Source organism: Cupriavidus sp. OV096, from assembly GCF_900115455.1.
Taxonomy (GTDB): Bacteria; Pseudomonadota; Gammaproteobacteria; order Burkholderiales; family Burkholderiaceae; genus Cupriavidus.
In genome coordinates, this window is record NZ_FOWM01000002.1 from 501,618 (window position 1) to 519,622 (window position 18,005).

At 68.8% G+C, this 18,005-nt stretch carries 17 protein-coding genes; 10 read left to right on the forward strand and 7 right to left on the reverse strand.

Annotation, left to right across the window (positions count from 1 at the left end; genetic code table 11):
* Positions 1–64: 64 nt before the first annotated feature.
* The 6 genes from BM115_RS06330 to BM115_RS06355 all read left to right on the forward strand — a co-directional run bounded on the left by BM115_RS06330 (position 65) and on the right by BM115_RS06355 (position 5,686).
* On the forward strand, positions 65–994 hold the full coding sequence (locus tag BM115_RS06330; protein WP_092291747.1) for a LysR family transcriptional regulator: 930 nt from the start codon (positions 65–67) through the stop codon (positions 992–994).
* Between the two features lie 129 nt (positions 995–1,123).
* Positions 1,124–2,083 carry an MBL fold metallo-hydrolase gene (locus BM115_RS06335; protein ID WP_092291749.1) on the forward strand — a complete coding sequence of 320 codons (960 nt, stop codon included), beginning with the start codon at positions 1,124–1,126 and terminating at the stop codon, positions 2,081–2,083.
* Positions 2,084–2,086: 3 nt separating this feature from the next.
* Entirely contained in the window at positions 2,087–3,844 is a 1,758-nt protein-coding gene (locus BM115_RS06340) for an FAD-dependent oxidoreductase (RefSeq protein ID WP_092291750.1), read from the forward strand.
* Between the two features lie 35 nt (positions 3,845–3,879).
* Complete coding sequence (locus BM115_RS06345) at positions 3,880–4,071, forward strand: DUF2783 domain-containing protein (protein WP_092291752.1); 192 nt, start codon at positions 3,880–3,882, stop codon at positions 4,069–4,071.
* A gap of 81 nt (positions 4,072–4,152) precedes the next feature.
* A complete protein-coding gene (locus BM115_RS06350) occupies positions 4,153–4,536 on the forward strand; it encodes a hypothetical protein (RefSeq protein WP_092445234.1) in 384 nt (127 codons plus the stop codon).
* A 229-nt stretch (positions 4,537–4,765) separates the two neighbouring features.
* A complete protein-coding gene (locus BM115_RS06355) occupies positions 4,766–5,686 on the forward strand; it encodes a glutamate/aspartate ABC transporter substrate-binding protein (RefSeq protein WP_092291756.1) in 921 nt (306 codons plus the stop codon).
* A gap of 18 nt (positions 5,687–5,704) precedes the next feature.
* Here BM115_RS06355 and BM115_RS06360 read toward each other — a convergent pair whose 3' ends face one another.
* Positions 5,705–6,604: a MurR/RpiR family transcriptional regulator gene (locus BM115_RS06360; protein WP_092291757.1), complete on the reverse strand. Its 900-nt coding sequence runs from the start codon at positions 6,602–6,604 to the stop codon at positions 5,705–5,707.
* A gap of 182 nt (positions 6,605–6,786) precedes the next feature.
* Between BM115_RS06360 and BM115_RS06365 the strand changes: the two genes are divergently transcribed.
* Genes BM115_RS06365 through BM115_RS06375 form a run of 3 tightly spaced genes read left to right on the forward strand, consistent with a single transcriptional unit; the run spans position 6,787 to position 10,232 of the window.
* The gene (locus BM115_RS06365; RefSeq protein ID WP_092291759.1) at positions 6,787–8,112 is read left to right on the forward strand and encodes an aspartate aminotransferase family protein; all 1,326 of its coding nucleotides are present in this window, start codon (positions 6,787–6,789) and stop codon (positions 8,110–8,112) included.
* A gap of 15 nt (positions 8,113–8,127) precedes the next feature.
* The gene (locus BM115_RS06370) at positions 8,128–8,976 is read left to right on the forward strand and encodes a beta-keto acid cleavage family enzyme (protein ID WP_218158018.1); all 849 of its coding nucleotides are present in this window, start codon (positions 8,128–8,130) and stop codon (positions 8,974–8,976) included.
* 59 nt (positions 8,977–9,035) lie between these two features.
* Positions 9,036–10,232, forward strand: coding sequence for a pyridoxal phosphate-dependent aminotransferase (locus BM115_RS06375; RefSeq protein ID WP_092291761.1), 1,197 nt, complete (start codon positions 9,036–9,038; stop codon positions 10,230–10,232).
* Between the two features lie 132 nt (positions 10,233–10,364).
* On the opposite strand, the gene BM115_RS06380 is transcribed toward BM115_RS06375, so the two are convergent.
* From BM115_RS06380 to BM115_RS06400, 5 genes are read right to left on the reverse strand one after another with little or no spacing between them, the layout of a single operon-like run.
* Positions 10,365–11,789, reverse strand: a complete 1,425-nt coding sequence (locus BM115_RS06380) for an efflux transporter outer membrane subunit (RefSeq protein WP_092291763.1) — start codon at positions 11,787–11,789, stop codon at positions 10,365–10,367.
* A gap of 9 nt (positions 11,790–11,798) precedes the next feature.
* Entirely contained in the window at positions 11,799–12,941 is a 1,143-nt protein-coding gene (locus tag BM115_RS06385; protein ID WP_255370709.1) for an ABC transporter permease, read from the reverse strand.
* Positions 12,938–13,924 carry an ABC transporter ATP-binding protein gene (locus tag BM115_RS06390; RefSeq protein ID WP_092291767.1) on the reverse strand — a complete coding sequence of 329 codons (987 nt, stop codon included), beginning with the start codon at positions 13,922–13,924 and terminating at the stop codon, positions 12,938–12,940. Before BM115_RS06390 ends, BM115_RS06385 begins: the two co-directional genes overlap by 4 nt.
* Complete coding sequence (locus BM115_RS06395) at positions 13,921–14,892, reverse strand: HlyD family secretion protein (protein ID WP_255370710.1); 972 nt, start codon at positions 14,890–14,892, stop codon at positions 13,921–13,923. The genes BM115_RS06390 and BM115_RS06395 overlap by 4 nt, the downstream gene beginning before the upstream one ends.
* Before the next feature lie 16 nt (positions 14,893–14,908).
* A complete protein-coding gene (locus tag BM115_RS06400) occupies positions 14,909–15,613 on the reverse strand; it encodes a TetR/AcrR family transcriptional regulator (protein ID WP_092291771.1) in 705 nt (234 codons plus the stop codon).
* 200 nt (positions 15,614–15,813) lie between these two features.
* Between BM115_RS06400 and BM115_RS06405 the strand changes: the two genes are divergently transcribed.
* Complete coding sequence (locus BM115_RS06405; RefSeq protein ID WP_255370711.1) at positions 15,814–17,157, forward strand: carbohydrate porin; 1,344 nt, start codon at positions 15,814–15,816, stop codon at positions 17,155–17,157.
* Positions 17,158–17,170: 13 nt separating this feature from the next.
* Here BM115_RS06405 and queF read toward each other — a convergent pair whose 3' ends face one another.
* Positions 17,171–18,004: an NADPH-dependent 7-cyano-7-deazaguanine reductase QueF gene (queF, locus tag BM115_RS06410; protein ID WP_092291773.1), complete on the reverse strand. Its 834-nt coding sequence runs from the start codon at positions 18,002–18,004 to the stop codon at positions 17,171–17,173.
* Position 18,005 lies beyond the last annotated feature (1 nt).

Here is an 18,005-nt window from a genome sequence, read left to right on the forward strand (position 1 = left end):
ATCCGCAGATCATGCCGCCCGGCGTACCATGCCTGCTTCATTGACAACCAGAGGTTGGCAACGCATGGACAAGGCCAGGGTGTTGACGCTGTTCCTGGGCGTGGTGCGCGCCAAGAGCTTCGCGCGGGCGGCCGTGGAGGCCGAGGTCACGCCGCAGGCGGTCAGCAAGGCAGTGCGCACGCTGGAGGAATACCTCGGCGTGCGGCTGTTCCATCGCACCACGCGCAAGCTGAGCCTGACCACCGAGGGCGCCCGGCTGTTCGAGCTGGCCGAGCCGGGCATGCGCCAGCTTGACGAGGCGCTCGAGCAGGTGCGCAGCAGCCGCAGCGAGGATGACGGCATGGTCCGCGTGACCGCGCCGCACTCGGTGGGCGCCCGCGTGCTGGTGCCGCTGATCCGGGCCTTCCGGGAGGAATACCCGGGCATCACCTTCGATGTGGTGCTCACTGACCTGTTCACCGATCTGGTCGAGGCGAAGATCGACATCGGCTTCCGCGCCGGCACCAGCCCCGGCCAGAACCTCGTCGCCCGCAAGCTGTGCGACCTGCCGCTGCTGATCTGCGCCGCCCCCGAATACCTGGCTCGCCATGGCACGCCGGACTCGCTCGACGCCCTGCGCAGCCACGCCTGCACCGGCTTCCGCCGGGCGGTCACGGGCCGGCTGCTGCCGTGGGAGCTGATGGTCGATGGCGATCTCGTCTACCTGGAGGTGCCGGCCGTGGCCACCTTCAGCGATGTGGAGACCGAGATCGAGGCGGTGCGCGCCGGCATCGGCATCGGGCAGCTACAGGCCTACATGGTGCAGGACGATCTGGCGGCCGGTCGGCTGGTGTCGATCCTGCCCGCCTACCGCAGCAACAACGTCGGCCTCTATATGTATTACCCGCACCGCACCCACGTGCCCGCGCGGGTGCGCCGGTTCATCGACTTCGTGATGGCGGCCAGCCAGGAGACGCTGCCGGCGCTGGCCGGGGAGGGGGGGAACGGCGGGTAGGGAGTTTCCCGGACGCCGCCACAGCGGCATGCGGTCTGGCTGGTGATTTAGCAAATGACAATTCGATTTGCCATTGACTAAGATTGGTCGGCTTCCTAAGCTTGGCCTATCCCCCGTATCGAGACCGACATGGCAAAAGCATTCGCATCCCAGGCCGACCTGGAAGCCAAGCAGATCACCTTCACCCAGTTGTCCGAGAACGCCTACGCCTACACGGCCGAGGGCGACCCCAACTCGGGCGTGATCATCGGCGACGACGGCGTGCTGATCGTCGACACCACCGCCACCCCGGCGATGGCGCAGGACCTGATCGCCCGCATCCGCCAGATTACCGACAAGCCGATCAAGTACGTGGTGCTCTCGCACTACCACGCGGTGCGCGTGCTGGGCGCGTCGGCGTACTTCGCCGAAGGGGCGCAGCAGGTCATCGCCAGCCGGGGCACCTACGAGATGATCGTGGAGCGCGGCGAGGCGGATATGAAGTCCGAGATCGAGCGCTTTCCGCGCCTGTTTGCCGGCGTGGAGACGGTGCCGGGCCTGACCTGGCCGACGCTGGTCTTCGATAAGGAAATCACCCTGTTCCTCGGCAAGCTGGAGGTACGCATTGCCCATCTGGGCGCCGGCCACACCAAAGGCGACACCGTGGTCTGGCTGCCGCAGCAGAAGGTGCTGTTTTCGGGCGATCTGGTCGAGTACGACGCGGCCTGTTACTGCGGCGACGCCCAGCTCGCCCAATGGCCGGCTACGCTCGACGCGCTGGCCGCGCTGCAGCCGCAGAAGCTGGTGCCGGGCCGCGGCCCCGCGCTGACCACGCCCGCCGATGTGGCCAAGGGCATCGCCTACACCAAGGACTTCGTCACCACGCTGCTGCAAGCCGGCAAGGAGGCCGTGGCGGACCGTATGGACCTGAAGGCCGCCATGGCGCACACGCGCAAGTCCATGGACCCGAAGTTCGGCCAGGTGTTCATCTACGAGCACTGCCTGCCGTTCGATGTCTCGCGCGCGTTCGACGAGGCCGCCGGCATCACCCATCCGCGCATCTGGACCGCCCAGCGCGACCAGGAGATGTGGGCCGCGCTGCAGGACTGAGCCATGGCCACGGACGCCATCGACCCGGATTACCAGCGCCAGCAGTACGCCTACGCGCCGTGCGCGGAGCAGCGTCCGGGCCATGCCGCCGGCGCGCCGCACCCCGTGGTGGTAGTCGGGGCCGGCCCGGTCGGGCTGGCCACCGCCATCGACCTCGCCCGGCATGGCGTGCCGGTGGTGCTGATCGACGAGGACTGCACGCTCTCCACCGGCTCCCGCGCCATCTGCTTCGCCAAGCGCACGCTGGATATCTTCGACCGCCTCGGCTGCGCCGGGCGCATGGTCGAGAAGGGCGTGCGCTGGCACCTCGGCAAGGTCTTCCTGCGCGACAGCCTGGTCTACGCGTTCGACCTCCTGCCCGAGTCCGGCCACCAGCGCCCGGCCTTCATCAACCTCCAGCAGTATTACGTCGAGGGCTATCTGCTCGATCTGGCGCGCGCGCTGCCCCTGATCGACATCCGCTGGAAAAGCCGCGCGGTGAACCTGGAGTCGCGCGATGACCACGTGGCGCTGACCGTGGAGACGCCCGACGGCGGCTACACGCTGTGCGGCCGCTACGTAGTGGCTGCCGACGGCTCGCGCAGCGGCCTGCGCAAGCTGATGGGGCTGGAGAGCCACGGCCATACCTTCCGGGACCGCTTCCTGATTGCCGATGTGAAGATGGAGGCCGCGTTTCCGCCCGAGCGCTGGTTCTGGTTCGATCCGCCGTTTCATCCGAACCAGTCGGTGCTGCTGCACCGGCAACCGGACAACGTCTGGCGCATCGACTTCCAGCTCGGCTGGGATGCCGACCCGGTGTTGGAGAAAACACCCGAACGGGTGATCCCGCGCGTGCGGGCGCTGCTCGGCCCGGATGCGAAGTTCGAGCTGGAGTGGGTCAGCGTCTACACCTTCTCCTGCGTGCGGATGGACCACTTCCGCCATGGACGCGTGCTGTTCGCGGGCGATGCGGCGCATGGCGTCTCGCCGTTCGGCGCGCGCGGCGCCAACAGCGGCGTGCAGGATGCCGAGAACCTCGCCTGGAAACTCGCCTATGTGCTGGCGGGCCGCGCGCCGGACAGCCTGCTGGACTCCTACGCCAGCGAGCGCGAGTTCGCCGCCGACGAGAACATCCGCCATTCCACGCGTTCGACTGATTTCATCACCCCCAAGAGCGCCGTCAGCCGCACCTTCCGCGACGCTGTACTCACGCTGGCGCGGGACCATGGGTTTGCCCGGCAACTGGTGAACAGCGGGCGGCTCTCGGTGCCGGCGGTACTGCACGCATCGCCGCTCAATACGGCCGATGGCGACGGCGAGGCCTTCGCCGGGGCGATGGTGCCGGGCGCGGCCTGTGCCGATGCGCCGGTATGCAGCATGAGCGGTGAACCGTGGCTGCTGTCCCGGCTGGGCGACCAGTTCGTGGCGCTGATCTTCGGCGCCCCGGCCGGGCTCGATGCCGCGACCCGCCGCGCGCTGCAAGCCTTGCAGCAGGGCGCGGCGCCGCTGCGGCTGGTCTTCGTGACCGACGCGGCCATCGCCGCCTCCGCCGATCCGTGGCCCGGCGCCACCGTGGTCCGTGACGTGGAAGGGCTGGCCGCCCGCCGCTACGACGCCCGCGCGGGTACCTGCTACCTGATCCGCCCGGACCAGCACGTCTGCGCGCGCTGGCGGACGGTGGATGCGGCGCGCGTCGGCGCTGCGCTGGACCGGGCCATCGGTCAGGCGGGGCAGGGCCGGCCAGCGGTGGCCCCGGCTCCCAAGCCGATGGCGATGGCGTGACTTGCCGCCCGTCGCGACAATCAGGAGACCCGCCGATGCCCCTCAACACCGCGCCGAACCTCGCGCGCCCCGACGATTTCTACGAGGCGCTGATCGACATGCATCGCGACCTCGACGACGCCGCCAGCCAGGCCGCCAACGCGCGGCTGATCCTGCTACTGGCCAACCATATCGGCGATCACCAGACGCTGCTCGAAGCCCTCGCGCTGGCCCGCGAGGCGCCGTAGGGCACCCCCGGTCGCCCTTGGGGCCGTCCGGACGCGTTAGGCGTTACCATGGCAGCACCGACCACAGGGAAGGAGTTCGTCATGCCGAGCCGTTGCCTTGCCGCAGTGAAGTGCCATGCCGTCGTTCTCCTCGCGCTGGGTGCCTGCCTCCCGGCCTATGCCCAGAATCCGCCCCAGCCCGGCGGCACGGCCGCCATCGACAACGTGATTGGCGATGCCGTGAAGGAAGGCGAGTCGCCCTACCGCCCCATGCCGCGCCCGCCCGGCGCCGCCGCGCCCACCCAGCAGACCATCGACGACGCCGAATGCCAGCAACTGATGGCGCAGATGAACGAGACACCCAAGCGCAGCTACAAGTCAGGCGCGCCGGTGGAGAACAGCCAGGGCAACGACGTGCTGTCCGTCGAGCGCGACCGCAGCCGCCGGCAGTTGCAGAAGACGTTCAAGGAGAAGTGCGGGGCGTAGAACTGCTGCGCCGCAGCATTCCCCGGCCATCCCAACGCCGTGCCACCAACGCCCCGACCCGGGGCGTTTTTCTTTCCGGCTGCCCCCCTTGTGGCTCCCTTCTCGCTCCTTTGTTGCACCATCCCCGGGAATAACACATTTGTTTCATGGTAATCCATGATGGAACACTTGTTGCTCAATGCCTAGCATTGCAACACCTGACGCATCCATTCAAACAGGAGTGTTTTCCATGCCCAAGTCGATTTCCGTCCGCCCGGTGCTGCGCCTGATCGCTGCCGCCGCCGTCCTGGCCACCGCAGCCCCGGCCTTCGCGGTCGACGTGGCCGCCAGCCCGACGCTCACCAAGATCAAGTCGTCCGGCACGATCTCGATCGGGCACCGGACCTCGTCGATCCCGTTCTCGTACTACGACGCCAGCCAGAAGGTGATCGGCTTCTCGCAGGACATCTGCGACCGGGTGATCGATAGCGTGAAGAAGGAAGTGGGCGCGGCCAGCCTGCAGGTGCGCATGGTGCCGGTGACCTCGCAGAACCGGATCTCGCTGGTACAGAACGGCACGGTGGACCTGGAGTGCGGCGTCACCACGAACCTCAAGTCCCGCCAGCAGCAGGTGGCGTTCTCGACCACGTTCTTCGTGGCCGGCACGCGGCTGCTGGTGAAGAAGGGCAGCCCGATCCATGACTTTGGCGATTTGTCGGGCAAGGCCGTGGTGACCAATGCCGGCACGACTTCGGAGCGGATCCTGCGCAAGCTCAACGACGAGAAGCAGGCCAATATCACCATCCAGAGCGCCAAGGACTACGGCGAGTCCTTCCTGATCCTGCAGTCGGGCCGGGTGGCCGCGTTCATGATGGATGACGTGCTGCTGTCGGGCGCCCGCACGCTGGCGCAGAACCCCGGCGACTGGACCGTGGTCGGCACGCCGCAGTCGTTCGAGGCCTACGCGTTCATGCTGCGCAAGGACGATCCCGGCTTCAAGCAGGTGGTGGACGGCGCCATCAGCGGCCTGATCAAGAGCGGCGAGATCAACACGCTGTACGCCAAATGGTTCGCCAAGCCGGTGCCGCCCAAGAACATCAGCTTCGACCTGCCGCTCAGCGAGCCGATGAAGAAGGCCTACGCCAGCCCCAACGACGAGGCGTTCGAATAAGTCCGAAAGACGGCCGGCTTAGCCGCGCTGGGCGGGCAGGTAGGCGCCGGTGCGGTGGAGCTGGCCCTCGGTCTGCTCCAGCGCGCGAATCGCACCCTTGCCCTTGCGGGCCAGCAGTTGCTCGACCAAGGCCTCGACCATCGCCACGCCAGCCGTGATCGACGGGAAGAAAGACGGGCTGTCGATGGCGAACAGCAGCGTGCAGTCCGCCTCCAGCGCGATGGGCGCCACCGTGCTGTCGGTCAGCGCCACGACCTTGCAACCGGCCTCCCGCGCGGCCGAGGCCACGCGCAGGCTCTCCTGCGAGTACGGCGCGAAGGCGGTGACCAGCACCACGTCCTTGGCGGTCAGCGCGCGCAGCTCCATCTCCAGCGTGCCGGCGTCGCCGCGCACCAGATGCACCGAACTGCGGAACAGCCGGTAGATATAGTGGAACGTGAACGCGATCGGGAAGCACGAGCGGAAGCCGGCCACGTAGACATTGGGCGCCGCCGCGAGCAGGTCGGCGGCCTGCGGCAGCGTCTCGGCATTGTTGGCCAGCAGGGCGTCCAGGTTGTGATGCTGCACCTCGATCATCTCGGCCAGCATCCGGTTGGAGCCGCTCTCCTTCACCACCTTGCGCGCCCGCTTGGCGTAGGGCTGCGCGCCCTGGTCGCGCATCGCCTCCATGAACAGCTCGCGCAGGCCCTGCCAGCCTTCGAACCCGAGCGACTGCGACAGCCGCACAAGTGTCGCTGGCTGCACCCCGGCGTTGGCGGCCACCTTGCGCATCGAGTGGAGCGCGATGTCGTGCGGGTGGTCGAGCAGGTAGCGCGCGCCGCTCTGGAACTGCGCGCTCAGCGTCGGGAAATCGGCGCGGAGCTGGGTCAGCAGGGCATCCAGCGAGAGGGGCGAGGCAGGGGTGGTGTCAGGAGACATGGGCGATGGCGGAACGCGGAATGCAACGATTGTTGCACAGGTGGGCGCCCCGTCCCCACGTCGATTGCTGGATCGAGTGTTTCTTTTTCATCGATCGATGAAACACATGTTGCAAAGAGGGTGCGCTTGTTCCTATACTCGCACCTGATCTCGGCGCCCCGCACAGGACAGCTTCTTCCATCATGACGCACGTATTCCATCGCAATCCCAAGCAAACCATGCCCGTGGCCGTTGGCGGCCAGGGGATCGAGCTGATCGACAGCACCGGCCGCCGTTACCTGGATGCCTCGGGCGGCGCGGCGGTGTCGTGCCTCGGTCACGGCCACCCGCGCGTGGTGGCGGCCATCAAGGCGCAGGTGGATACGCTTGCCTACGCCCACACCTCGTTCTTCACCACGGAAGTCTCCGAGACACTGGCGCGCACGCTGGCCGAGGCCGCGCCGGGGGATCTCGATCACGTCTACTTCGTCTCGGGCGGCTCGGAGGCCGTGGAAGCCGCGCTGAAGCTCGCGCGCCAGTATTTCGTCGAGACCGGCCAGCCGGCGCGCCGCCACTTCATCGCGCGCCGCCAGAGCTACCACGGCAACACGCTCGGCGCGCTGGCGATTGGCGGCAACGCGTGGCGGCGCGAGCCGTTCCTGCCGCTGCTGGTGCCTGCGCACCATGTGTCGCCGTGCTATGCGTACCGCGACCAGGCCGCTGGCGAGACGGACGCCCAGTATGCGCAACGGCTGGCGGACGAACTCGAAGCCAAGATCCTCGAACTGGGGCCGGAGAGCGTGGCCGCCTTCGTCGCCGAAACCGTGGTCGGCGCCACGGCCGGCGCGGTGCCGCCGGTGGGCGACTACCTGAAGCGCATCCGCGCCGTGTGCGACAAGTACGGCGTGCTGCTGATCCTCGACGAGGTGATGTCGGGCATGGGCCGCACCGGCCACCTGTTCGCCTGCGCGGAAGACGGCGTGGTGCCGGACATCGTCACCATCGCCAAGGGCCTCGGCGCCGGCTACCAGCCGATTGGCGCGATGATGTCCACGCGCCGCATCTACGAAGCCATCGTCGGCGGCAGCGGTTTCTTCCAGCACGGCCATACCTATATCGGCCACGCCACGGCCTGCGCGGCGGCGCTCGCCGTGCAGCAGACCATCGCCGAGGACAATCTGCTCGATAACGTGCTGGCGCGTGGCGAGCAGTTGCGCGCGCGGCTGCGCGAGGCGCTGGGCGATCATCCGAATCTGGGCGATGTGCGTGGGCGCGGGCTGTTCGTCGGCGTGGAGTTCGTGGCCGACCGCGCCACCCAGGCCACGCTCGACCCGGCCCGCAAGACCCACGCGGCGCTCAAGCGCACGTGCATGGCGCACGGCGTGCTGGTCTATCCGATGGGCGGCACCGTCGATGGCGTGCACGGCGATCATGTGCTGTTTGCACCGCCTTTCATCTGCACGGCCGCGGACATCGACAATATCGTGGACCGTTTCGCACAGGCCGTGCGCGTGGTCCTGCCCGCTTGAGATTGAGATACCCCCATGACTGAAGACATCCTGCGCCGTCCCTTCGCGCTGGCCGTGGCGCCCAACGGCGCCCGCAAGACCCACGCGGATCACGCGCGGCTGCCCATGACCCCGGACGAGCTGGCGCAATGCGCCCGCGAATGCGTGGAGGCCGGCGCCGCCATGATCCACCTGCACGTGCGTCGCGCCGATGGCACGCACAGCCTGGAGGTGGCCGACTACGCGCCGGCCATCGCGGCGGTGCGGCAGGCCGTGGGCGACGCGCTGGTCCTGCAACTGACCACCGAGGCCGTCGGCATTTACCAGCCGGCCCAGCAGATCGCCACCGTCCGGGCGCTGCGCCCCGAGGCGGCGTCCGTGGCCGTGCGCGAACTGGTGCCGGACCCCGCCGCGCTGCCGGTCGCCGCCGAGTTCTTCGGCTGGATGCACCGCGAGCACGTGGTGGCCCAGTACATCCTCTACGACGCCGCCGACGTGCACCGCTACGCCGCGCTGCGCGAAAGCGGGGCGATCCCGGCCGGGCGCCACTGGGTGCTGTTCGTGCTGGGCCGCTATTCGGCGGGACAGAAGTCGACGCCGGCGGACCTGCTGCCGTTCCTCGCCGCCTGGCGCGAGACCGGCCTGGAAGGCACCGGCGTGGAATGGGCCGTCTGCGCGTTCGGCAAGCAGGAAGCCGACTGCGCGGCCACCGCCGTGATGCTCGGCGGCCACGCGCGCATCGGCTTCGAAAACAACATGGCCCTGCCGGATGGCGCTACGGCGCCGGACAATGCGGCGCTGCTGCGCGCCGTGGCGTCGCCGCTGGGCGGGCTGGGCTATGGGGCGATGACGGCCGCGCAACTGCGCGAGCGGTTCGCAGACTGACGACTTTCGCCGTTTCCGCTACGCTGGCGGCTTCATCGTCCCTCACCCCCGGAGCACAGATGTCCCAGCCGCCTGTTTCCCCTGCCACTGCGCCGCTGGCGCGAGACACCGTGCGCAGCCTGCGCGCGTCGCGCATCCGCGAGGTGGCCAACGCGGGCATCGGCCTGCCCGATGTACTGCCGTTCTGGTTCGGCGAGTCGGATCAGGTCACGCCGGCATTTATCCGGGATGCCGCCAGCCAGGCGCTGGCGTCCGGCGCCACGTTCTACACCCACAACCTCGGCATTCCGCCGCTGCGCGCCGCGCTGGCCGGCTATGTGAGCCGCCTGCATGGCGACACGCCGGTCGGCAACGTGGCCGTGACCAGCGCCGGCGTCAACGCGCTGATGCTGGCCGCCCAACTCGTCACCGGCCCCGGCGACCGCGTGGTGGCCGTGACGCCGCTCTGGCCCAACCTCGTCGAGATCCCGCGCATCCTCGGCGCCACGGTGGAGACGGTGACGCTGGACTACGGCCCACACGGCTGGGCGCTCGACCTGGACAAGCTGCTCGCCGCGCTGACGCCGGGCACGCGCGCGGTGATGATCAATTCGCCGAACAATCCCACCGGCTGGGTCATGCCGCGCGCCGCCCAGCAGGCCGTGTTCGACCACTGCCAGCGGCACGGCATCTGGATCATCGCCGACGAGGTCTACGAACGGCTCTACTACGGCCCGGAAGGGACCATCGCGCCGTCCTTCCTCGACATCGCCCCGCGCGAGGCTCGCGTGATCGCCGTCAATTCGTTCTCCAAGGCATGGCTGATGACCGGCTGGCGCCTCGGCTGGATGGTGCTGCCGGCGGCGCTGATGGACGACCTCGGCAAGCTGGTGGAATACAACACCTCCTGCGCGCCGTCGTTCGTGCAGGAAGCCGGCGTGGTGGCGGTGACCGAAGGCGAGGCGTTCACGCAGGATCTGGTGCAGCGCCTGCGCGGCGCCCGCGATCACCTCGTCGGTGCGCTGTCGGCGCTGCCCGGCGTGGATGCCCACGCGCCGGAAGGCGCGATGTACGTCTTCTTCAAGCTGGCCGGCACCACGGACAGCCTCGCGCTCTGCAAGCAACTGGTGCGGGAAGCCCACCTCGGGCTGGCCCCCGGCAGCGCGTTCGGGGATGAGGGCGAGGGCTTCGTGCGCTGGTGCTATGCGTGCGACGTGGAGCGGCTGGATGAGGGGGTTCGGCGGTTGAGGGGGTTTTTGGCGGCTGGACTTCGCTGAAGCGCTGGCCCTCTCCCCTGGCCCCTCTCCCAGAGGGAGAGGGGAGCTAACCGAGGGCCTATCAAAGGCTGTCTGGGGTCTCCCCTCGCCCGCTTGCGGGAGAGGGGCCGGGGGAGAGGGCAGGCGTGTCAGTCACTCCCACCCCCCGCCCAGCGCCTGCATCAGCGCCGCGGAGTCTGCCAGCCGGGCGGCGGTGGCCTGGGAGAGGTCGAGGGCGGCCTGGCGGGATTGGCGCTCGGCGTCCAGCAGGGTGAACTGGCTGACGCCGCCGAGCCGGTATTGCTCCGTGACGATGGCCAGCGTGCCGCGCGTCTGGCGGGCGTTGTCCTCGCGGGCCTGGAGCGTGGCGGCGTCGGCGTCGAGCGCGCGCAGGGTATCGGCCACGTTCTGCAGGCCTTGCAGCACCGCCTGCTGGTAGGCGCCGAGCGACTGCTCGTAGGCCGCCTCCTTGGCCCGCTTGCGGGCGCGCAGCTCGCCGCCATGGAACACGGGCTGGACCACGCCGGCCGCCAAGCTCCACACATTCATGCTGCTGAACAGGTCGCGCGCGCGCATCTCCTGCGTGCCGCCGCTGGCCGTCAGCGTGATCTGCGGATAGAGGTTGGCCGTGGCCACGCCGATATCGGCCGATGCCTGATGCAGCAGCGCCTCCGCCGCGCGGATGTCGGGGCGGCGGCGGGCCAGTTCGGCGGGCAGGCTGACTGGCAGCGTCTCCGGCAGGGTCAGGTCGGCGAGCCCGAATTCGGGCAACTGCGCGCTGGCCGGGGTCTGGCCGAGGTAGACGGCCAACTGGTGGCGCGTGACATCGATCTTCTGGGAGAGGCCCGGAATCAGCGCCTGCGTCTGCGCCAGTTCGGCCTGCTGGCGCTGTACGTCCACGCGCGCCACGCCGCCCACCTTGAGGCGCTCGGTCATGATGCCGAGCTGGCGGCGCTGCGCGTCGGCCATCGCCACGGTATCGGCCAGCTGGGCGCGCAGCCCGGCTTCGCGGATGGCGGCGGTCACCACATTGGCGGCCAGCGAGAGCCGCGCGGCCTCGAGTTCGTAGCGCTGGTAATCGACAGCCGCCTGCAGGCCTTCGAGTTCGCGCCGCTGTCCGCCGAAGAGATCGAGCGCGTAGGAGACCTGCACGCTCGCGTTGTAGAGCGTGAACGGGCCGGGGCTGGGAAACTGGGTGATGCCGACCGAGGTCAGGTCCACCTGCTGGCGCGTGGCGTTGAGCGAGGCATCGACAGTGGGAAACCGCGTGGCGCCGGTGCGCGCGTTGAGGTTCTCCTGCGCCTCCCGCAGCCGCGCGCGGGCCTGCGTGAGCGTGGGGCTGGCTTCCAGCGCGGCGCGCACGGTGGCGTCGAGCTTGTCGCTGCCGAACAGGGACCACCATTGCTGGGGCAGGTCCCCCGGCACGAAGGACTGGGACTTGCCCAGGGCCGGCACGGTCGCCACCGGCTGGGGCCCCGGCGTGTAGCGCGCGTCGGGCACGGCATCGGGGGACTTGAAATCGGGGCCGACCGCGCAGCCGGCCAGCGAGAGCAACAGGACAAGCGAGAAGACTCGCATGGCATCCCCTCAGTCGAGCGTGCGCTTGTAGAAGCGCACCGCGATGGTCATGACGATGGCCGTGAACAGCGCCACCGGCCAGACGTTCGGCCACAACTCCAGCCAGCCGCTGCCCTTGAGCAGGATGCTGCGGATCATCCGGTTGAAGTAGGTCATCGGCAGCACGTTGCCGATCCACTGCGCCCACGTCGGCATCCCGGCGAACGGGAACATGAAGCCGGACAGCAGGATGTTGGGCAGGAAGTAGAAGAACGTGAGCTGCACCGCCTGGAGCTGGTTCTTGGCCAGCGAGGACAGCGTGATGCCCACCGTCAGGTTGGCCGCGATGAACAGCAGCGCCGCCAGGTACACGCCCACCACCGAGCCGAGAAAGGGCACCTGGAACACATAACGCGCCGCCAGCAGGATGATGGTGGCCTGGATCAGGCCGATGAAGATGTACGGCACGATCTTGCCGGAGATGACCTCCAGCGGCTGCACCGGCGTGGCGAGCAGGTTTTCCATCGTGCCGCGCTCGCGTTCGCGGGTCATCGCCAGGCCGGTCATCATCACCATCGTCATGGTCAGGATCACGCCCATCAGGCCCGGGACGATGTTGTACTGGGTGATGCCCTCGGGGTTGTAGAGGCGCTGCACGTTGACGTCGAAGGCGGGTTTGCCGCCGGCCAGCGCGGCCAGCGCGCCCTTGAGGTCGATGCGCGCCACGCTGACCGGCAGCTGCGCCAGTGCGCCGATCGCCGGGCCGGTGGCCGAGGGGTCGGTGGCGTCGGCCTCGACCAGGATCTCGGGGCGCTCGCCGCGCAGCAGCTTGCGCGAGAAATCGGTGGGGATGCTGACCACGAACTGCACGTCGCCGCGCAGCAGCGCCTCGCGCCCGGCGGCCTCGTCCGGCAGGGTGCGCACCACGCGGAAATAGGTGGTGTTCTCCAGCGCGTGGACGAAGGTGCGCGAGAAGTCGCTATGTTCGGCGACGATCACCGCAGTCGGCATATGGCGCGGGTCGCTGTTGATGGCGAAGCCGAACAGCAGCAGCTGCATGATCGGCAGGCCGACGATCATGCCGAAGGTGATGCGGTCGCGCCGCAGCTGCAGGAATTCCTTCAGCACGATGCTCCACCAGCGCTGGACGGAGAAGCGGGCGTTGGCGCTCACGATTGCCCCTTCGCTGGCTTGGCGGACTTGCCCGGCTGCGCGGCCATGTTGTCCTGCGCGCCGCTCATCATGTGGATGAACACGTCCTCCAGGCTGGTTTCGGTCAGGTGGATGCGGTGATGCGCGCCGGCGTAGCGCTTCAGCGTCTGCTCGAGCTGGCCGGCGTCCTTGCCGGTGACGTGCAGCGCCGTGCCGAAGGCCACGGTCTGGTCCACGCCGGGCTGGCCCTGCAGCTGGGCGGAGAGCGCGGCGAGGTCATCGCCCTCCACGCTCCACGTGGCCAGGTCCTGGCTGGCCACCACCTCCGCCGACGTGCCCTGCGCCAGCAGCCGGCCATAGGCGATATAGGCGAGCTTGTGGCAGCGCTCGGCCTCATCCATATAGTGCGTGCTGACCAGCACCGAGATGCCGCGCGCGGCGAGCTGGTGGAGCTGCTCCCAGAAGTCGCGCCGGGCCTTGGGATCGACGCCAGCGGTGGGTTCGTCGAGCAGCAGCAGCTTGGGTTCGTGCAGCAGGCACGCCGCCAGCGCCAGCCGCTGCTTCCATCCGCCCGACAGCGAGCCGGCGAGCTGCGCGGCGCGCGATTGCAGGCCGAGGTCTTCCAGCGCGCGGTCCACGGCCTCGCGGCGATTGGGCATGGCGTAGACGCGGGCGACGAAGTCGAGGTTCTCGCGGATCGACAGGTCTTCCCAGTAGGAAAAGCGCTGCGTCATATAGCCGACGTTGCGCTTGATCTCGGCGGCCTGCTTCAGGATGTCGAAGCCCAGGCAGGTGCCCGAGCCCGAGTCCGGCGTCAGCAGCCCGCACATCATGCGGATGGAGGTGGTCTTGCCGCTGCCGTTCGGGCCGAGGAAGCCGAAGATCTCGCCGCGCGCCACCTGCATGGTCAGGTCGTTGACCACGTGCTTGTCGCCGAAGCGCTTGTTCAGCCCCTTGACGTCGATCGCCAGCGCGCCGTTGGCGCGATCCTCGGTGCCGTTCATGACTGCGCCACCTCCACGGGCTGGCCGGGGCGCAGCTTGGGGGCGTCCTCGGGCGTGGGGCGGGCCTCGATCAGGAAGACCAGCTTGCGGCGCGTTTCGTTGCTGTAGATGACGGGCGGCGTGAACTCGGCCTCGTTCGATACATAGGTGATCTTCGCTGCGACAGGCGCCGCGCAGCCGTCGCAGCGGATCTGCACCGACTGGCCGTTCTTCAGCGCGCCCACCGCCGCCTCGGGCACGTAGAAGCGCACCTTGACGTTGCCGGGCGGCAGCATGCGCACCACGGGGCTGCCGGCAGGCACCCATTCGCCGGGGCGGTAGGGCACGTCGTAGACCAGCCCGGCGGCCGTGGCGTTGACCGACTTGCGCGAGAGCTTCCATTCGGCCTGCACCAGCGCGGCACGCGCGGCCTCTACCTGGGCCTGCTGGGCGGCGAGCTGGTCCTTGCGGCCGGGCAGGCGGGCCACGTCGATGTCCCGTTGCAGTTCGCGCACGCGCGCCGCGTCCGCATCGGCGGTGGCGCGGGTCTCATCCAGCTGCGCGCGGGAGATGCCGCCGATCTCGAACTGCGCCTCGTCGCGCTTGCGCTGGGCCGCACTGCGCGTGGCCTGGGCGCGAGCCTGCGCCAGCTGGGCCTGGTTCACGGCCACTTCCACGGGCCGCTTGCCGATCTGGATATCGGCCAGTTGCGCCTCGGCCACGCGCACCTGCTCGGCGGCCTGCTGGCGCGCGGCGCGTTCGTCGTCGGATTCGAGCACGAACAACGGCGCGCCGTCGGCGACCTGCTGGCCGCGATCGACGGTCAGCTTTTCCAGCCGCCCCGCGAAGGGCGACGCCACGGCGACGAATTCGCCCTCGACATAGCCTTGCCAGGTGACGGGCTTGTCTTTGCTGCAGGCGGCCAGCGCGGCGCAGGCGGCGAGCAGGAGGAGGCACTGCAGGAGGCACTGCGGAAGGCGGGAGGGCATGCGCGGCTCCATGGCGTTAGGTCGACGAGGGGGATGCAGGTGCGGACAGCCCGTGGGCCAGCAGGGCGGTCACGTGGCGCACCAGCGTGTCGGTGTCGATGGCTTCCGCGCCGGGCAGGCGCTGCCAGATATGGGTGGTGGCCAGCGGCAGCAGCGTGAGGCCGATCAGCGAGACCATGACCAGCGCCGGCTCCAGGCCAGGATTGAGCTGGCCGCGCGCCTGCGCCGCCATCAGCGGGCCGGTGATCAGCGTGGCCCGCTGCATGGCCACCCGCTGCACCAGCCGTTCGCGCAACTGGCCCTCGACGCCGACGATCTCGCGGATCCACAGCCCCGGGAACCACGGCGTGGCCGACGCCACCCGGATCAGCCGCCCCGCGAGACCCTGGATCAGCGTGCCGACATCGGGTGGCGACCCCTCGCCGGCGGGCGGGGCGCCGCTGAAGACCTGATCGACCAGCGGCAGCAGCCGTTCCTCGAACACGGCTTCCAGCAGTTGCTCGCGCTCGCGGAAGTAGTAGTGGACCAGCGCCGGGGTCACGCCGGCTTCGGCGGCAATCGCCTTGGTCGATGTGGCGGCTACGCCATGCCGGGCGAACAGGGTTACGGCCGCCTCGATCAGGCGGTCGCGCTGGCCGGCATCGGCGCGGGCGACGGGGCGTCCCGGGCGCCGGGCGTCAGGGCTGGGTGTGGAGTTTGGGGATGGTGGCTTGGTCGGCATGGGCGTGGCACTTCGTATCGGCTGAATATTAATTTTCGAATTAATTAATTCAAGGCGCGTTACAAAGTCGGCGGATGGGGGAACCGTGCCTTTCTTGTTGCGTTGCAGCAATCGCGGTAGACACGTCAGAAGCGGTTGGCTATGCTTCGCGCCAGTCTCGGATGGCCGCTGTGGCGCATCCGTCCCAGCCGAATTTCCCGATGCCGCGTTTCCGACTGATGGCCTGCGCCGGCCTTGCCTGGGCGACGCTGGCCACTGCGCCGGCCGCGTTCGCCCAGGACGCCGCCCCCGCCGAGCCCGACACCGAAAGCCCGTTCGCCATCCACGGGCAGACCACCTATATCTGGCAGCGCAAGCCGTCCTTCGGCGCCGCCTACTCGGGCGAGAACAGCCTGACCACCGAGCGTGCCAAGAGCTACTCCTTCACGGGCACGCTCGACCTTGGCCTGCGGCTGTGGCAGGGCGCCGAGTTCCATTTCAACCCGGAAGTGGCGCAGGGCGTGCCGTTCTCGGACCTGCATGGCCTGGGTGGGCTGTCCAACGGGGAGCTGGCCAAGACGGCCAGCACCAGCCCGAAGTTCTATCGCGCGCGCGCCTTTATCCGCCAGACCTGGGGCCTGGGCGGCGGGGACGAAAAACTCGAATCGGATTTCAACCAGTTCGCCCGCACCGTGGACAAGCGCCGCGTGGTGCTGACCGCCGGCAACTTCGGCGTGATCGACGTATTCGACCAGAACCCCTACGGCTCGGACCCGCGCACGCAGTTCATGAACTGGTCGTTCATGACGCACGGCTCGTTCGACTACCCGGCCGATTCGCGCGGCTATAACTGGGGCGCGGCGCTGGAGTACATCGGCGACGGCTGGTCGGCGCGCTTCGGCCATTTCCTGCTGCCGCTGGAGTCGAACGGGCGCGAGCTGGACACGCGGCTGTTCGAGCACTACGGCGACGTCCTCGAGCTGGAAAAGCGCTACACGCTGGCCGGCCGCCCGGGGCAGGCGCGGCTGCTGCTGTGGCGGAACAAGGCCAGTATGGGGTCGTTCAACGACGCCATCGCCTACGGGCAGGCCAATGGCGTGACGCCGGACCTCGCCGCTGTGCGGCGCGAGCACAGCAAGCTCGGCATCGGCGTGGCGATGGTGCAGGAGGTGACCGATGCGCTGGGGGTGTTCTTCCGCGCCAATATGTCGGACGACAAGACCGAGACCTACGCCTTCACCGAGATCGGCCGGCAGGTGGCCGGCGGCGGCACGCTGAAAGGCAAGGCCTGGGGGCGGCCCAATGACGAGGTGGGCGTGGCGGTGGCGGCGAACATGCTCGGCTCATCGCACCGCAACTACCTGGCGGCAGGCGGCCTGGGCGCGTTCCTGGGCGATGGCGCGCTGCGCTACGGCCCGGAGCAAGTGTTCGAGATTTATTACAGTTTCGCGGTCTGGAAGACCCTGAGCCTGAGCCCGGACTTCCAGTACATCCGCAATCCCGGCTACAACCGGGACCGCGGACCCGCCAAGTTCTACGGCATCCGCGCGCACGCGGAGTTCTGACTGGCGGCTGGCCTTACTGGCGCGCGTTGCGCCGGTTGTCCGGCCACGGCGTGTTGAAGTTGGTGCGGAACGGGTTGATGTCCAGCCCGCCGCGCCGGGTGTAGCGCGCATAGACGGCCAGCTTCACCGGTTTGCACATGCGCAGCACGTCCGCGAAGATCCGCTCCACGCACTGCTCGTGGAACTCGTTGTGGTTGCGGAACGAGATCAGGTACTTGAGCAGCCCTTCCTGGTCGATCGGCGCACCCACGTAGCGGATTTGCACGCTGCCCCAGTCCGGCTGCCCGGTGACCAGGCAGTTCGACTTCAGCAGGTGCGAGACCAGCGATTCCTCCACCGGCGTCTCATCCTGATCCGCCGACAGCAGGGTCGGGTCCGGCTCGTAGATGTCGGTCTCGATGTCCAGGCGGTCCAGCAGCAGCCCATCCAGCTCGCCCATCTTCTGCGTGCCGAGGTCCGCCTCGGTGACCAGTCGCACCTGCACCGTGCCGCCGGTGGCCTCGGAGAGGTCGTGGTGCAGCAGTTGCTGGAGCGCCTCGGCCGAGGCGACCTTGCTCTGGTTGAACGAGTTCAGGTACAGCTTGAACGACTTCGACTCGACGATATTCGGCGTATCGGCCGGAATGATGAAGGTCGCCAGCGCCACCTGCGGCTTGCCCTTCAGGTTCAGCCAGGACACCTCGTAGGCATTCCAGATATCCACGCCGAAGAACGGCAGCGCGCGCCCTTCGGCCAGGCCGATCTCGGTGCGCTTGGGCTGCCGGGGAATCGGGAACAGCAGCGTCGGGTCGTATTCGGTCTTGTAGGCCGAGGGCTTGCCCAGCGGCGAGTGTTCGGGGAGCGTCATG

Excerpts from the sequence above, each read along its gene's own strand:
- BM115_RS06365 (WP_092291759.1), top strand. The coding sequence starts at position 6,787 with ATGACGCACGTATTCCATCGCAATCCCAAGCAAACCATGCCCGTGGCC.
- BM115_RS06340 (WP_092291750.1), top strand. The coding sequence starts at position 2,087 with ATGGCCACGGACGCCATCGACCCGGATTACCAGCGCCAGCAGTACGCC.
- BM115_RS06360 (WP_092291757.1), bottom strand. The coding sequence starts at position 6,604 with ATGTCTCCTGACACCACCCCTGCCTCGCCCCTCTCGCTGGATGCCCTG.
- BM115_RS06370 (WP_218158018.1), top strand. The coding sequence starts at position 8,128 with ATGACTGAAGACATCCTGCGCCGTCCCTTCGCGCTGGCCGTGGCGCCC.
- BM115_RS06350 (WP_092445234.1), top strand. The coding sequence starts at position 4,153 with ATGCCGAGCCGTTGCCTTGCCGCAGTGAAGTGCCATGCCGTCGTTCTC.
- BM115_RS06395 (WP_255370710.1), bottom strand. The coding sequence starts at position 14,892 with ATGCCCTCCCGCCTTCCGCAGTGCCTCCTGCAGTGCCTCCTCCTGCTC.
- BM115_RS06375 (WP_092291761.1), top strand. The coding sequence starts at position 9,036 with ATGTCCCAGCCGCCTGTTTCCCCTGCCACTGCGCCGCTGGCGCGAGAC.
- BM115_RS06400 (WP_092291771.1), bottom strand. The coding sequence starts at position 15,613 with ATGCCGACCAAGCCACCATCCCCAAACTCCACACCCAGCCCTGACGCC.
- BM115_RS06330 (WP_092291747.1), top strand. The coding sequence starts at position 65 with ATGGACAAGGCCAGGGTGTTGACGCTGTTCCTGGGCGTGGTGCGCGCC.
- BM115_RS06405 (WP_255370711.1), top strand. The coding sequence starts at position 15,814 with ATGCCGCGTTTCCGACTGATGGCCTGCGCCGGCCTTGCCTGGGCGACG.
- BM115_RS06335 (WP_092291749.1), top strand. The coding sequence starts at position 1,124 with ATGGCAAAAGCATTCGCATCCCAGGCCGACCTGGAAGCCAAGCAGATC.
- BM115_RS06380 (WP_092291763.1), bottom strand. The coding sequence starts at position 11,789 with ATGCGAGTCTTCTCGCTTGTCCTGTTGCTCTCGCTGGCCGGCTGCGCG.
- queF (WP_092291773.1), bottom strand. The coding sequence starts at position 18,004 with ATGACGCTCCCCGAACACTCGCCGCTGGGCAAGCCCTCGGCCTACAAG.
- BM115_RS06345 (WP_092291752.1), top strand. The coding sequence starts at position 3,880 with ATGCCCCTCAACACCGCGCCGAACCTCGCGCGCCCCGACGATTTCTAC.
- BM115_RS06355 (WP_092291756.1), top strand. The coding sequence starts at position 4,766 with ATGCCCAAGTCGATTTCCGTCCGCCCGGTGCTGCGCCTGATCGCTGCC.
- BM115_RS06390 (WP_092291767.1), bottom strand. The coding sequence starts at position 13,924 with ATGAACGGCACCGAGGATCGCGCCAACGGCGCGCTGGCGATCGACGTC.